General features: G+C 70.8%; 13 protein-coding genes and 3 pseudogenes. 8 read left to right on the top strand and 8 right to left on the bottom strand.

Annotation, left to right across the window (positions count from 1 at the left end; translation table 11 throughout):
• Positions 1-32: 32 nt before the first annotated feature.
• Entirely contained in the window at positions 33-875 is an 843-nt protein-coding gene (locus tag AADR41_RS30340) for a response regulator transcription factor (protein WP_342284690.1), read from the bottom strand.
• Between the two features lie 131 nt (positions 876-1006).
• Between AADR41_RS30340 and AADR41_RS30335 the strand changes: the two genes are divergently transcribed.
• Complete coding sequence (locus tag AADR41_RS30335) at positions 1007-2683, top strand: AMP-binding protein (RefSeq protein ID WP_342284689.1); 1677 nt, start codon at positions 1007-1009, stop codon at positions 2681-2683.
• A complete protein-coding gene (locus AADR41_RS30330; RefSeq protein WP_342284688.1) occupies positions 2680-4287 on the top strand; it encodes an AMP-binding protein in 1608 nt (535 codons plus the stop codon). The genes AADR41_RS30335 and AADR41_RS30330 overlap by 4 nt, the downstream gene beginning before the upstream one ends.
• A gap of 22 nt (positions 4288-4309) precedes the next feature.
• Here the strand turns inward: AADR41_RS30330 and AADR41_RS30325 are convergent, their stop codons facing one another.
• From AADR41_RS30325 to AADR41_RS30315, 3 genes are all read right to left on the bottom strand, one after another.
• Positions 4310-4528 (bottom strand): hypothetical protein, encoded by a 219-nt coding sequence (locus AADR41_RS30325; RefSeq protein ID WP_124721328.1) that lies wholly within the window; start codon positions 4526-4528, stop codon positions 4310-4312.
• Positions 4529-4605: 77 nt separating this feature from the next.
• Positions 4606-5160 carry a GNAT family N-acetyltransferase gene (locus AADR41_RS30320; protein ID WP_342284686.1) on the bottom strand — a complete coding sequence of 185 codons (555 nt, stop codon included), beginning with the start codon at positions 5158-5160 and terminating at the stop codon, positions 4606-4608.
• A 17-nt stretch (positions 5161-5177) separates the two neighbouring features.
• The gene (locus tag AADR41_RS30315; RefSeq protein WP_342284691.1) at positions 5178-5888 is read right to left on the bottom strand and encodes a hypothetical protein; all 711 of its coding nucleotides are present in this window, start codon (positions 5886-5888) and stop codon (positions 5178-5180) included.
• 339 nt (positions 5889-6227) lie between these two features.
• Here AADR41_RS30315 and gcl point away from each other — a divergent pair, with 339 nt between their 5' ends.
• Both gcl and AADR41_RS30305 read left to right on the top strand, forming a co-directional pair.
• Complete coding sequence (gcl, locus tag AADR41_RS30310) at positions 6228-8003, top strand: glyoxylate carboligase (protein WP_342284685.1); 1776 nt, start codon at positions 6228-6230, stop codon at positions 8001-8003.
• 324 nt (positions 8004-8327) lie between these two features.
• Positions 8328-9045 (top strand): annotated as a pseudogene (locus AADR41_RS30305) (IS5 family transposase); the annotation flags it as partial.
• An 18-nt stretch (positions 9046-9063) separates the two neighbouring features.
• Here the strand turns inward: AADR41_RS30305 and AADR41_RS30300 are convergent.
• Positions 9064-9360 carry a hypothetical protein gene (locus AADR41_RS30300; RefSeq protein WP_342284683.1) on the bottom strand — a complete coding sequence of 99 codons (297 nt, stop codon included), beginning with the start codon at positions 9358-9360 and terminating at the stop codon, positions 9064-9066.
• A gap of 258 nt (positions 9361-9618) precedes the next feature.
• Between AADR41_RS30300 and AADR41_RS30295 the strand changes: the two are divergent.
• Both AADR41_RS30295 and AADR41_RS30290 read left to right on the top strand, forming a co-directional pair.
• Positions 9619-9746: pseudogene (locus AADR41_RS30295) on the top strand (IS5/IS1182 family transposase); the annotation flags it as partial.
• Between the two features lie 201 nt (positions 9747-9947).
• Positions 9948-10705 (top strand): annotated as a pseudogene (locus AADR41_RS30290) (site-specific integrase); the annotation flags it as partial.
• A gap of 121 nt (positions 10706-10826) precedes the next feature.
• Here AADR41_RS30290 and AADR41_RS30285 read toward each other — a convergent pair.
• Genes AADR41_RS30285 through AADR41_RS30275 form a run of 3 tightly spaced genes read right to left on the bottom strand, consistent with a single transcriptional unit; the run spans position 10827 to position 12521 of the window.
• Positions 10827-11405: a PASTA domain-containing protein gene (locus AADR41_RS30285; protein ID WP_342284682.1), complete on the bottom strand. Its 579-nt coding sequence runs from the start codon at positions 11403-11405 to the stop codon at positions 10827-10829.
• On the bottom strand, positions 11402-11950 hold the full coding sequence (locus AADR41_RS30280; RefSeq protein WP_329815661.1) for a SigE family RNA polymerase sigma factor: 549 nt from the start codon (positions 11948-11950) through the stop codon (positions 11402-11404). Before AADR41_RS30280 ends, AADR41_RS30285 begins: the two co-directional genes overlap by 4 nt.
• Positions 11951-11981: 31 nt before the next feature.
• Positions 11982-12521, bottom strand: coding sequence for a hypothetical protein (locus tag AADR41_RS30275; RefSeq protein WP_266738324.1), 540 nt, complete (start codon positions 12519-12521; stop codon positions 11982-11984).
• Positions 12522-12753: 232 nt separating this feature from the next.
• On the opposite strand from AADR41_RS30275, the gene AADR41_RS30270 reads away from it, so the two are divergent.
• Together AADR41_RS30270 and AADR41_RS30265 are read left to right on the top strand one after the other, a co-directional pair.
• Entirely contained in the window at positions 12754-12996 is a 243-nt protein-coding gene (locus tag AADR41_RS30270; RefSeq protein ID WP_342284680.1) for a hypothetical protein, read from the top strand.
• A gap of 46 nt (positions 12997-13042) precedes the next feature.
• Positions 13043-14212, top strand: a complete 1170-nt coding sequence (locus AADR41_RS30265; protein ID WP_342284678.1) for a hypothetical protein — start codon at positions 13043-13045, stop codon at positions 14210-14212.
• Positions 14213-14430 lie beyond the last annotated feature (218 nt).

Raw genomic sequence — 14430 nt, 5'->3', positions numbered from 1 at the left:
GGAAGGGGTGTCGGGTGCCCACCCGACAGCCTCTAGGGCAGCAGCCCCGCGCGCCGGGCCGCCACCACCGCCTCCAGCCGGGTGTGCGCCCCCAGCTTGCGCATCGCCGAACGCAGATAGCCCTTCACCGTCTCCGGCCGCAGCCCGAGCCGCTCGGCCGCCACCCCGTTCGTCGCCCCCGCCGCCACGCAGGCCAGCACGTCCAGCTCGCGGGGGGCCAGCTGGACCGCGAGGGGCCTGGGGGCACGGACCCCGGCCGCCGAGGCGAGGAGCCCGCACACCGTGAGCAGCTCGTCGCGCAGGGCCGGGTCGACGACCTTCGGGACCAGGGCCCGCAGCTCGCGGTGGGCCTCGCGGACGTCCTCCCACGCCTCCGGGGCGGCCCTGGGGTCCGTGACCTGTTCCCGGGTCGCGGACAGCAGCTGCTGCACCTCGTCCCGTACCACCAGGGCCTGCTCCACGTCGCGGGCGGCGGCGACCGCCGCGTCGAACGTGCGGTCCCCGAGCGTGATCGGCTCGCGCAGCGCCCCGTACAGCACACCGCGCACCTTGCGCCGCACCACCACGGGCACCGCCACCACCGAGCGCAGGCCCTCCGCCGCGACCGCCATGTCGTACTCGTGGCTGATGTGGCGCGAGGAGTGGTAGTCGGTCACCGCGCACGGCCGGGACAGCGCGATCGCCTTGCCGCCGAGCCCGCTTCCCGCCGAGATGACGAGCCCGCGCAGCACGCTGGTATGCGCCCCGTTCAGCTCGGCGATCCGGGCATGACGGGCGTCGGCGAGCAACCCGCCGAAGGCCACCGGCAGGCCACTGGTCCGGCGCAGCCGCAGCAGCGCTGTCTGCATCTCGACCGCATCGACGGAATCCGGCACGCTGACGCCTCCCTGCCCGGCTCCGGGGGGCTCGGCCACCCCTCGCTGCACCCCCGTTCGGGGGTGGTGAGACCTGGGTCACTGTTTACATGATGTTAAGTGACCGGTCCGGTCCGCAATGAGGAGGGCACATGTCGGCAACCAGTGCGACGGAAACGTTCCGGGCCGCCCGGGACTTTCTGCTGAAGCACCGTGAGGACTACCACGCGGCCTACGAGGGCTTCAGCTGGCCCAGGAGCGACCACTTCAACTGGGCTCTCGACTGGTTCGACGCCATCGCCGAGAACAACGACCGCACCGCCCTGCACATCGTCGAGGAGGACGGCGGACGCACCGAGGTGTCCTTCGCCCGGATGTCCGCCCGCTCCAACCGGGCCGCGAACTGGCTGCGCGCCCAGGGCGTGCGCGCCGGGGACCGGATCCTCGTCATGCTCGGCAACCAGGTCGAGCTGTGGGAGACGGCCCTCGCCGCGATGAAGCTGCGCGCCGTCGTCATCCCCGCCACCCCGCTCCTGGGCCCGGTCGACCTGCGCGACCGGGTGGAGCGCGGCCGGGTCCGCCACGTCCTGGTCCGGGACGCCGACACCGCGAAGTTCGAGGAGGTGCCCGGTGACTACACGCGGATCGCGGTCGGCGCAGAGGTGCCCGGCTGGCTCTCGTACGCCGGCGCCGACGAGCAGCCGGAGACCTTCGGGGCGGACCGGGAGACCGACGCCGACGAGCCGCTGATGCTCTACTTCACCTCCGGCACGACCGCCAGCCCGAAGCTTGTCGAGCACACCCATGTCTCCTACCCCGTGGGCCACTTGGCGACGATGTACTGGATCGGCCTCAAGCCCGGGGACGTCCACCTCAACATCTCCTCGCCCGGCTGGGCCAAGCACGCGTGGTCGAACCTCTTCGCGCCCTGGAGCGCCGAGGCGACCGTCTTCATCTTCAACTACACCCGCTTCGACGCGGGCCGGCTGATGGCCGAGATGGACCGCTCGGGCGTCACCAGCTTCTGCGCCCCGCCCACCGTCTGGCGGATGCTGATCCAGGCCGACCTCTCCCAGCTGAAGACCCCGCCGCGCGAGGTCGTCGCGGCCGGCGAGCCGCTGAACCCGGAGGTCATCGAGACGGTGCGGCGCACCTGGGGCGTCACCATCCGCGACGGATTCGGCCAGACCGAGACAGCCGTCCAGGTCGCCAACACCCCGGGCCAGCTGCTGAAGGCCGGTTCGATGGGGCGGCCCAGCCCCGGCTTCAAGGTCGAGCTGCTGGACCCGGTCACGGGCGAGCCCGGCGCGGCCGAGGGCGAGATCTCCCTGGACCTGTCCGGCCGGCCGGTGGGCCTGATGACCGGCTACCACGGCGACCCGGACCGCACGGCCGAGGCCATGGCGGGCGGCTATTACCGCACCGGCGACATCGGCTCGCGCGACGCGGACGGCTACATCACCTATGTCGGCCGCGCCGACGACGTGTTCAAGGCCTCCGACTACAAGATCTCGCCGTTCGAGCTGGAGAGCGCCCTGCTGGAGCACGAGGCGGTCGCCGAGGCGGCGGTCGTTCCCGCCCCCGACCCGGTCCGGCTCTCCGTACCCAAGGCGTACATCGTGCTCGCGGAGGGCTGGGAGCCCGGCCCGGACACCGCGAAGGCGCTGTTCGAGCACTCGCGTTCGGTCCTCGCCCCGTACAAGCGGATCCGCAGGCTGGAATTCGCCGAGCTGCCCAAGACCGTCTCCGGCAAGATCCGCCGCATCGAGCTCCGCGAGCGCACCGCCAAGGGCACCGGCACCGAGTACGACGAGGGTGATCTGCGATGAGCGAGCTCTCCTACGCGCACGGCACCGGCACCACGGCGCTCCTCGGCGACACCATAGGCCGCAATCTGGACCGCGCCGTCGAGACGTTCGGCGACCGCGAGGCACTCGTGGACGTCGCGTCCGGCCGACGCTGGACGTACACCGAATTCGGCGCCGCCGTCGACGAACTGGCCCGGGCCCTGATGGCGTCCGGGGTGGCCAAGGGGGACCGGGTCGGGATCTGGGCGGTCAACTGCCCGGAGTGGGTGCTGGTCCAGTACGCCACCGCCCGCATCGGCGCCGTCATGGTCAACATCAACCCGGCGTACCGGGCGCACGAGCTGGAGTACGTGCTGAAGCAGGCCGGGATCTCGCTCCTGGTCTCCTCGCTCTCGCACCGCACCAGCGACTACCGCGCCCTGGTCGGCCAGGTCCGCGCCGACTGTCCCGCGCTGCGCGCCGTGCACTACATCGGCGATCCGTCCTGGGACGAACTGCTGGCCACCGCCGGATCCGTGACACCGGAGCAACTGGCAGCCCGCGAGGCGGAGCTGTCCTGCGACGACCCGATCAACATCCAGTACACCTCCGGCACCACCGGCTTCCCCAAGGGCGCCACCCTCTCCCACCACAACATCCTCAACAACGGCTATTTCGTGGGTGAACTGGTCGGCTACACGGAACAGGACCGGGTCTGCCTGCCGGTCCCCTTCTACCACTGCTTCGGCATGGTCATGGGGAACCTCGGCATCACCTCGCACGGCGCCTGCATCGTGATCCCGGCCCCCGCCTTCGAGGCGGCCGCCGTGCTCACCGCCGTACAGCAGGAGCGCTGCACCTCGCTCTACGGCGTCCCCACCATGTTCATCGCCGAGCTGAACCTGCCGGACTTCGCCTCGTACGACCTCTCCTCGCTGCGCACCGGCATCATGGCCGGATCCCCCTGCCCGGTCGAGGTGATGAAGCGGGTCGTCGCCGAGATGCACATGGACGAGGTGTCCATCTGCTACGGCATGACGGAGACCTCACCGGTCTCCACCCAGACCCGCCGCGACGACGACCTGGAACGCCGCACCGGCACCGTCGGCCGGGTGATGCCGCACATCGAGGTCAAGGTCGTCGACCCGGTGACCGGGGTGACGGTGGAGCGCGGCACGGCCGGTGAACTGTGCACCCGTGGCTACAGCGTGATGCTCGGCTACTGGGAACAGCCCGAGCGGACCGCGGAGGTCATCGACGCCGGACGCTGGATGCACACCGGCGACCTCGCGGTGATGCGCGAGGACGGCTACGTACAGATCGTCGGCCGGATCAAGGACATGATCATCCGCGGTGGGGAGAACGTGTATCCGCGGGAGATCGAGGAATTCCTCTACGGTCACCCGAAGATCGCCGATGTGCAGGTGGTGGGCGTACCGGACGACATCTACGGCGAGGAGATCCTGGCCTGTGTGATCCCGAGGAGCCCGGCGGATCCGCCGACCCTGGACGAGGTGACGGACTTCTGCCGTGAGCAGCTGGCGCACTACAAGGTTCCGCGGCGGCTGCGGATCCTGGAGGACTTCCCGATGACGGTGAGCGGGAAGGTCCGGAAGATCGAACTGCGGGAGGGCTACGGGCAGTAGGGACGCAGCGCCCCGGGCGCGGTCAGGCGGCCTCGATGATGTCGCCGGTGCCGCCCCGGGTCGCGGCCGCCCACTCGATCAGCAGCACCTCGTAGGCGGCGGACTCCACGGAGGACCAGTCCTGGCCGGCGCGCGCGTCCACGAACGCCCGTATCGCCTCGTTCGCCCGGGCGGCGGACGGGGGTGCCGGACGGGTCGTGCGCGGCCGGTCGTCAGGTGTGTTCCGTGGAGTTAAAGCCATGCGCACCACCTTAAGGCCCGCCACTGACAGCGGGCCGAACATTTGTGGCCCCCTGGCCCGAACGTGACCGATTGCACTCACTGTTGCCGGTCGGTTCCGGTGAGCTGCCGCAGGTGCCCGGAGTGCGGGATCTCGCGGCGCATGCAGACCCGTGGCCAGTGATCCAGGCCGTGTTCGGCCTCCTGCGCCCTGATCTTCCGCAGCCCGTCGGTGAGTTCGCCGTCGTCAAGGGCGCGGAAGCCGAGGCGGGCGTAGTACGGCGCGTTCCAGGGGACGTGGGAGAAGGTCGTGAGCGTGAGCGCGCCCAGACCGCGCTCGCCCGCCCACCCGGCGAGACGGTCGATGAGCGCGCCGCCCAGGCCGCGCCGTGCGGCGGACGGGTGCACGGAGACCTGCTCGATGTGGGCCGCCCCGTCGACCGGGTCGGCGATCAGATAGCCGACCGGGCGGTCGTCCGGGTCCGCGGCCACCCAGGCGCGGCCGTCCCTGCGGTAGTCGTCCAGCAGCCCGAGTGCCGGCGGGTCGTCGTCCGCGATGGCGGTCATGCCGAGGGCGCGGAACGGTTCGCCGGCGGCACGTTCGATGTCCTGGAGCAGCGGGAGGTCGGTGCTGCGGGCGGTACGGATGCGCATGCCGCCAGTATGTCGTCTCAGGCCCCGGTGCTGAGCAGCTCGTCGGCCGGGCTGTTGACCGGCTGCGGGGTTCCCGCCGGGTCCATCAGGAAGAGCGGCATGCCCAGGCCCTCGGCGCGCGCCGAGGCGTCCGGCGCGTACCCCGGGACGGAGAAGAAGACGCAGGCGAGCGACGCGCTGAGCGCGTTCAGCCAGAGGCACTCGACATCGCGCAGGGCGGTCGGTCGGGCGACCGTGTCGACCTGGGCGATCAGCCCGGTGGCCCGCAGGTCGATCCGTGCGGGGGAGGTCTTCGGGGGCCGCACCACGTCGCGGTAGCCCAGCCACCTCAGATACCGGGCCGCGGTCGTCAGGGCGTCGTCCGCGCCGTGGATGGCGACGGCGCGGAACGCGGGCCGGGGCGCCGGGGCCGTGCGCGGCAGCGGGATGTGCGAGGGGCCGGCCGGCCCGGGCTCGTCGTCCGGCGCCGTCACCGGCCGGACCGGCACGCGCAGCACCGTCCCGCACGGGCAGCACAGCTCCGGCTGCGGCCATTGGTCCTGGCGCCCGCAGGAGGGACAGCGCACCGTCACCCAGTCGTCGTTCCAGGTGCGGTGGGTGATCGGCACGGCCGGGGCGCCGGGGAGCAGGGGCGGGGCGGTCGGCGCGCCGCACGGGCAGGGGTAGGCGGGCGGACTGTACGTGTGGTCGCGGCGGCAGGCCGGGCAGCGTACCGGCACCGACTCCACCATGTTCTCCCTCCGGCCCCGGGTGCGCCCCGGTCCCTCTGCCGACGGTCGCTCTCCCGGCGCACCGAAACACGTGCGCACCGGCCGTGACGGGCCGGCTCCGCTCCGGACTCCATCGTCCACCAAGAGCGACGTCCTGGGGAGGGACTTGGCGTACTTCGCGGGCGGACGCGCGCGCATCGGCGGCCGGGTGCGGCCGCTCTTGACGGCCGCCTGGGCGCGCTTTAGATTGACTTTCGTATAGCAGAATCAAGTTTCCGTAATGCGGAATTGGTGCTCTCAGGTGGCGCGACAGAGCCCGACTCCACCAGGTCCGAGCAGGAGCACTCAATGCCTCGAATGACCGCTGCCCGAGCGGCAGTTGAGATCCTCAAGCGCGAAGGCGTCAGCAACGCGTTCGGTGTGCCGGGCGCGGCGATCAACCCCTTCTACGCGGCCCTCAAGGCCTCCGGCGGGGTTCATCACACTCTGGCCCGTCACGTCGAGGGCGCCTCCCACATGGCGGAGGGCTACACCCGGGCGCGCCCGGGCAACATCGGCGTCTGCATCGGCACGTCGGGACCGGCCGGTACCGACATGATCACCGGCCTCTACTCCGCCATCGCCGATTCCGTTCCGATCCTCTGCATCACCGGCCAGGCCCCGACCGCGGTGCTCCACAAGGAGGACTTCCAGGCGGTCGACATCGCCTCGATCGCGGCGCCCGTCACCAAGGCCGCGACGACCGTCCTGGAGGCCGCCCAGGTCCCCGGCGTCTTCCAGCGGGCCTTCCACCTGATGCGCACCGGCCGCCCCGGCCCGGTCCTCGTCGACCTGCCCATCGACGTCCAGCTCACCGAGATCGAGTTCGACCCCGATCTGTACGAGCCGCTGCCGGTGCACAAGCCCGCCGCGACCCGCAAGCAGATCGTGCGGGCCCTGGAGCTGCTGAACGAGTCCGAGCGCCCGCTGCTCGTCGCCGGCGGCGGCGTCATCAACGCCGACGCCTCCGAGCTCCTCGTCGAGTTCGCCGAGCTGACCGGCGTCCCGGTCGTCCCGACCCTGATGGGCTGGGGCGTCATCGCCGACGACCACGAGCTGAACGCGGGCATGGTCGGCCTGCAGACCTCGCACCGCTACGGCAACGCGAACTTCCTGGAGTCCGACTTCGTCCTCGGCATCGGCAACCGCTGGGCCAACCGCCACACCGGCAGGCTGGACGTCTACACCGAGGGCCGGAAGTTCGTCCACGTCGACATCGAGCCCACCCAGCTCGGCAAGATCTTCGCCCCCGACCTCGGCATCGCCTCCGACGCCAAGGCGGCGCTGGAGCTGTTCGTCGAGGTGGCGCGCGAACTGAAGGCGGCCGGAGGGCTCAAGGACCGCTCGCGGTGGGCCGCCTCCACCCAGGCGCGCAGGGCCACCCTTCAGCGCCGCACGCACTTCGACAACGTGCCGCTGAAGCCCCAGCGGGTGTACGAGGAGATGAACCGGGCGTTCGGCCCCGAGACCCGGTACGTCACCACCATCGGCCTCTCCCAGATCGCCGGCGCGCAGATGCTGCACGTCTACCGGCCGCGCCACTGGATCAACTGCGGCCAGGCGGGCCCGCTCGGCTGGACGATCCCGGCCGCGCTGGGCGTCGCCACGGCCGACCCGGACGGCTCCGTCGTCGCGCTCTCCGGCGACTACGACTTCCAGTTCATGCTGGAGGAGCTGGCCGTCGGCGCACAGCACCGCATCCCGTACGTCCACGTCCTGGTGAACAACTCCTACCTGGGGCTGATCCGCCAGGCGCAGCGCAACTTCGACATCGACTTCCAGGTCAACCTGGAGTTCGAGAACCTCAACTCGCCGGAGCTCGGCGTGTACGGCGTCGACCACGTCAAGGTCGTCGAGGGACTGGGCTGCAAGGCCATCCGGGTCACCGAGCCGGACCGGCTGCTGCCGGCCTTCGAGGAGGCCAAGAAGCTGGCCGCGGAGTTCCGGGTGCCGGTGGTCGTCGAGGCGATCCTGGAGCGGGTCACGAACATCGCGATGAGCGGTACGGACATCGCCTCCGTCAACGAGTTCGAGGACGTGGCCACGGACCCGGGCCACGCGCCGACGGCAATCAGGCCATACGCGGAGGCCTGACGTCGGAGGGCTTGCGGCCCGCCTCCCGAGGAGCACCTACCGACCCCCGTAGGTGCTCTTTCGGATTTCGCCCCGGCGGCATTCGAACCTGCGATACCCGCTTCAGGAGTGGGATCGAATCCTTGCCGGGCAGTGCTTTACCGTGCCGCAGGGCGCCGATCCACCTGATCGGTGCCCTGCGGCGTCGCACCCCATCCGGCTCGTGGCGCGCTGTGCCGAGCTGTCCGCTCACGCATCTCACCGCGCTGGGGCAGGCGTTTCGAGGCAACAGCGACTGGCTCCTTGCCGACACGTGCCCGGCGCCGCAGCAACGACGATTGATGATACGGCTCCTGCAAATCCGTCTACGAGAGGCATCGCCGCTGGTCGGCGGACGGCACCTGGGACCGGATCCTGCAGGCGGTCCAGGCCCACGCCGACCTGGCCGGCCGGATCGACTGGGGCATGGTCGGTGTCGACTCGACCTCCTGCAGGGCCCACCAGCACGCGGCCGGAGCGCGCAAGGCCACCCCGCGGGTTCCGAAAAAGGACGACGCCCCGGCATCACCGCCCTGACGAGGGGATCGGACGGTCCCGGGGCGGGCTGACCTGCAAGATCCACCTTGCAGGGGAAGGCGGGTGCCGCCCGATGGCTCTCCTAATCACTCCGGGCCAGTGGGGCGACGCCCCGCAGATGATCGAGGTCCTGGACCGGATCCGGGTTCCCCGCCCCCGGGGCGGACGGCCCCGGACTCGGCCCGACCACGTCAGCGGCGACAAGGCATACAGCTGCCGCCGAAACCGCCGCTACCTGCGACGACGCGACATCAAGCACACCATCCCGGAACCGAAGGACCAACGCGCCAATCGTCGACGCAGAGGCAGCGCGGGCGGAAGACCAACCGGCTTCGATCCTGACCGATACCGGCGCCGCAACGAGGTCGAGCGGACCAGCAACCGCCTGAAGAACTCCCGTGCTGTTGCAACCCGTTACGACAAGCGGGCCCATGTCTTCCACGGCACCGTCACCGCAGCAGCAGTCCGCCTCTGGCTCAAGCCGTGAAATACCGGGACCGACCTCTCAGAATCCCGGGGCGGGGATGAGGCTCGGCCACCACGGGGGCACACCGCTGGGGCACGGAGGAGTGGCGGCGCCCTCCCAGAAGATCGAGATGCCGCACCAGGCAACACCCAGCAGCGTCACCGCGAGAGCCAGGGCATGGAGGAGGGGACGGTTTCCCAGAAAGGCGCCCACCGTGACCCAGACCAGCAGCAGGACCGTCCAGAGACCCGGGATGAACAGCCACAGCAGGAAACCACCGTTGGCCGCGTTGTTCACTCCTACGTCACAGGCGGTCCACGACCTGCCCAAAAGCATGGCAGTGGATATCGCGAGCAGCAGAGCCACCGCCGCCCCGATCCCCCCGTGCAGCCGCCGACTCCCCACAGGCCCCCTTTTCTCCGTCCGCTGCGGGAAGCACCGGATCCGCATCGCTCATCACTGCCGCATCCACCCAGTCCCCCGGCACTGACCAACGGGGAACGGACGCCCCTGGATCCTAGTAATCACATGATCCGCCGGACAGTGCCTAGCGCTGAGCCCGGTTGCTTGCCCTCGTCGGACGTACGGCAGCACCTGTATCAGGGCACCGGCCTGCTCATCCCTCACCGCAAACGACGCGGCCAGACGCACCTCGGTCCGCAGCAGGCGGCGAGAACGCCGTCCATCGCCGGGCCCGATCACGGGGCGAGCAGGCTCTGTCCTGACTGAAGAACTGGAAGATCCTGCGTGACTGCCGCCTCAAGGTTCGCCCCATGCGGAGTCTTTAGCCGACCGCTGCTTGGCGAAAGCCCCCGCTGCAGAACCAGTCGTCGGCAGCGAGCGCTTCATACAAAGCCACCATCCAGGAATTCTCGTGCGGGCGTGCACGTGAGAGTCCCTTCAGGTGCTCACGGACGTCTGCTGCCTGCCGTAAGGCGATGAAAGCGGCAATCGCCGAGATGGATTCCTACCGCCGCATCGTCGGTCCGGCGACGCGCCAGCGCGTTCGCTCCACGCTACGGGCCGCGTTGAACGCCGCGATCGCACAGCAGTTGATCACCTTCAACCCTGCCGCCATGTCGAGTTGGAGGCGGGCAAGCGCCCCAAGGCGCTTGTGTGGACGGAAGAGCGCACCCTTCCACGGGAAGCGCACCGGAGAGAAGCCCTCACCGGTGATGGTCTGGGCGCCGGAACACACCGGCCTCTTCCTCGACCATGTAGCCGAGGATCGGCTGTACGCGCTGTTTCACCTGGTTGCCTTCCGCGGACTTCGGCGAGGCGAGGCATGCGGTCAGAGGTGGACCGACACGCACCTGGAGGCTGGGCTTCTCGCGGTTGCCAAGCAACTCGTCGTGAACGGCTGGGAGGTGTACGAGGACGATCCCAAGACCGATGCCGGAGCGCGCACCATCGCCCTCGACTCCGACACGGTCCAGGCCCTCAAGCGGCACCGCGCCCAGCAGGACAAGGACCGCAAGGAGTGGGAGAGCGGCTGGGTGGAGACCGGAAGGGTTTGCTCCATCCCGCCAACGTCACACGGCGGTTCATCGAGCTGCACGAGGAAAACGGTCTTCCGCCGATTCGGCTCCACGACCTCCGACACGGTGCCGCGACACTGGCTCACGCGGCCGATGCCGGCCTGAAGGACATCCAGGAGATGCTCGGCCACGATGCCGAGCGAGCTGCGCGGCTGACGGCATCGGAGCCCGCCACCCGCAGCCGTTCCCCCGCTCCGGGTGGCTCCCCTGCCCGGCAGGACGGGGCGCCGTCCTGCCGGTGCGCGGGCCGAAGGGCCCGGTCGCTCAGGTTCTGCCGGGTTTGCCCGTCGAGACCAGCAGGAGGACGGACGAGCCCGGTGCCACCGGTTCTGCGCCGCCCCGGGGGTCACTGCTGATCACCTGCCCGGCGGGAGCGTTCCAGTCCGTGTGCCGCATGATCGTGCAGCTCAGTCCGAGTCCGCGCAGCAGGCTTCCGGCCTGTTCGACCGGCATGCCGGCCAGGTCCGGCAGCGCGATGCCCGCTCCCGCGGTCTGCTCCTGCTCCTGTGTCGGAGTCGCATCGGCGCTTCCGCTCTTGGGGGTGCCGGTGGCGAGCGGGGTGCACGCCCTGTTCGCCGGTGGGGACAGGGACGGGGAGGCGCCGGGCGCGGGCGGCACGGGCTTCAGCTCGAAGAACCCCACCGTGGCGCACGCCAGCACGCAGCACGCCGCAGCGGTGCCGAGGAGCGCCCGGCGGGTGCGGCTGCGGCTGACGACTCGCTCGATCGCGGCCGCGTCGACGACCGGCGCCGTCGGCCCGTCGGCGAAGGAGGCCACCGCGGCACGCAGCTCGGCTTCGAGGCCCGGCTCGAACGGGGCGGGTCCGGACGACGTGTTCCTCACTTCGTACCTCCGAAAGCGGCCGACGGGGTGTGCGGCGCCTGGGCGCCCGATACGGAATCGCGCAGCTTGGCCAGGCCGCGGGCGAGCTGGGACCTCACCGCACTCGAAGAGATGTCCAGGATGCCGGCGACCTGCCGGGCGTCCAGATCGTGCAGGTAGTACAGGACCACCACGCTGCGCATGCCCATCGGCAGCCCGAGCAGTGCCTCGATCAGTTCCGCGCGCAGATCCACCTGCCCGAACCGGTCCCGGGGGTCGGCCGTCTCGGGCACCCCCGACAGCCCGGGGCGCTCGCCCAGGCGCGACAGCCGCCGCCAGCGGTCGTTGGCCAGGTTGACCAGTACTTTGCGCACGTACGCCTCCGGCGAGTCCGCCACCTCGACCTTCCGCCAGTGTCGGCACGCCCGCTCCAGCGCCTCCTGCACCAGATCCTCGGCCACGTGCACGTCACCGGTCAGCGCATACGCGGTGCGGAACAACGCTCCCGACCGCTGTGCGACGAACTCCGTGAATCCGTTGCCCGGACCGCTCCTGCGAAACCTCACCCGCCGACCTCCTCTCCTCGTCCCGTCCCGATCACTGCCCCCATGACGGCGGAACGGGGCCGGGTGCTGCACCGAGCCGCCGGCAGTGACGTGAATCACAGCTGGGACGGAAGGGTGTCCCAGGACCTCGCGCCGCTGCCGCCCGGGGTGGGGGCGGGGCCCGGCGTCCCGCGCGGGCGGACGCGACGCCGCTCTCGACCTCGGCGAGTTCGCCCCCGCCGGCCCCGTCCTGCGGGTCATCCCCGGCGGCCGGGACAACCGGCCCGGGTCGGCAGGGTAACGGCCGGCCGTCGCCTTCGCCGTGCTCTCGGAGCCACTCGGCGACATCGTGCACCTCGTGCACCCGGCGCCCGGTGACTTCCTCGTGCAGGTCCATGTCCTCGGTGTCGAGGGCGATCAGGATCGCGGTGCCGCGCAGGGCGGAGGCGACGTTCAGCAGGTCCTCGTCGCGGTAGTCCTGCATCCGCCAGCCGAGATCGCCCATCCGCTCGACCAGCAGCCGCAGGCCGCCCGCGGCTGCCACGGCCTGGCGGGCGAGAGCGGCAAGCTCGGCGTTCCGGTCCTCAGCCACACCTCCAGCGTGCGCCCGTTCTGGCCGGGCCGCCCCCGGCAGCGAAGATCATTCCTTAGCGCTAACCGCTGTACCGCTGCTACTCGCGACCGATGTTGCGGTGTCGCGTATTCCAGCTCAGAGCGCCCCAATCGGTCACTTTGGGTCATGCGGGCGGTGTCCAGGGTCCGGCCCGGAGTGAGTATGTTCGTCCGATGGCGCGTTCGAAGCGCTTCGGGAGGGGAGAGTGCCGGTGGACGTCGTCGCGATTATGGAAGCACTGGCTGAACAGGGCGTAACGGTGCTCTTCAAGGCCGACGCTGAGCGGATGGCAGAGAGGGGCAAGCCTTGGACCTTCGTCGCCAGTGGAGCGCCGTTGCGCGAGGACGTCCTTGTGCGAACCGATGCCGCGTCTGTGGAGCAATGCCTCGCAGTGTGCTTGCCCCGCCTGCGGGAGCTGGGCTTTTCGTTCCCTGAGCTGAGAGAGCGGGTGTGACCGAACCGCCGCCCTGGATGTCAGTGCCGACTGCTTACATGAGCCCATGGACACCGTGCACACGACCGCCGCCCTCCTCCCGGACCCCGCCGAGCTCCGCGCGCGCCTGCGCGCGCTGGCCGTGCTGGACCAGGCGATCTGCCGCGACCCGCGGTTCTCCCGCTACTCCTTCTCCACCACCTGGGGGCCTGGGACGGAGGCGGCCATGATGGACAACGGCTCGGGTGACGACTTTTCCGTCCTCTTCACCCCGGCCGGTGTGCTCGTCCGCGGCTTCGACCACGAGTCGGAGATGAGCCCGTACGCCACGGACGACGAACAGGTCTGGCCCGGTGTCATCGACGAGGTGCCCGCCGCGCTGCGCCCGCTCCTGAACGACCCGGCCTTCGTCGACGAGGGCCTCGGAGCCCCGCGGGTCACCGCCTGCCTGTGGTGGGAGACCGGCGGCAGCGCCTGGCGCACCGGCTCGGGCATCGAGTTCCCCTCGGGCAGCCCGGACCCGGACGGCTCCGGGCACCTCTTCCGCCTCCTCACCGACCGCTCTTCCGAGGCCGTCCAGGCGCACTTCGAGGAGGACTACGGGCGGCCCGTCCCCCTCGACACCGTCCGCCACGTCCTCGCGGGCCACCCCCTGACCCCCGAAGCCGCCCACGGCCTCAACCCGGCCGCCCTCTCCGACGAGGCCCTGCTCCGCCGGATCGCCGCCGACCCCGAGGTCGAGGCGTACCTCGCCTGCGACGGCGAGTTCGACCTCACGCGGACCGACCCCATCGAGTCGATCGCCCTGCCGGCCGGTCTCCCGGTGGAGCCCGTGGCCGGCTGCAACGCGGGAGGCACCCACTACCTCTGCGGCCCGGCCGGCTCCGACCGCGTCCGCCCCGTGCTCTACACCGACTCCGAGGGCCAGGCTTCCCTCATCGCGGAGTCCCTCGCCGAGGCCCTGACCCTGGCCATCGTCCTCCCCTCCTGGCACGACGTCCTGGCCGGCTTCCGTCCCCCCGCGCTCAACGCCGACTACCTTGAGGACAACCCGGACCACCCCGAGGTCCGCGACCGCCTCCTCGCCGCCCTCCGCCTCCCCTTGGCCACCGAGCCCGAGGTCCTGGCCCGCCTCCTCACCACGGCCGCTCGCACCGTCCCGGACGGCTTCCTCCCTTTGGTTGAGGGCGAGGAGGACGCGCCCTTCGAACCGATGCTCCGTCTGCCGGGCGAGTAGGACAGCCCCGCCGCGCGCCGCCTTCCGGACCCGACGCACCGCTACAGCGAAGCCATGACCGCACTGCCCGACTGGAGGCGCCCGCCCCGCGCGGAGGGCTGTTCGCGGAGGACGTGGACCGCCTCCCCGAGGTTCGGCCCAGCGCATGCCGGACTTTCGGCAGGAGACTTTGGGGGGATCGACCTCAAGGACGTGGAGGGATGGGCCGTCACCGGGCA

Origin of the sequence: Streptomyces sp. CLV115, assembly GCF_038448545.1 — a bacterium.
Taxonomy (GTDB): domain Bacteria; phylum Actinomycetota; class Actinomycetes; order Streptomycetales; family Streptomycetaceae; genus Streptomyces; species Streptomyces sanglieri.
This window is presented reverse-complemented; position numbering and strand designations above follow the sequence as displayed.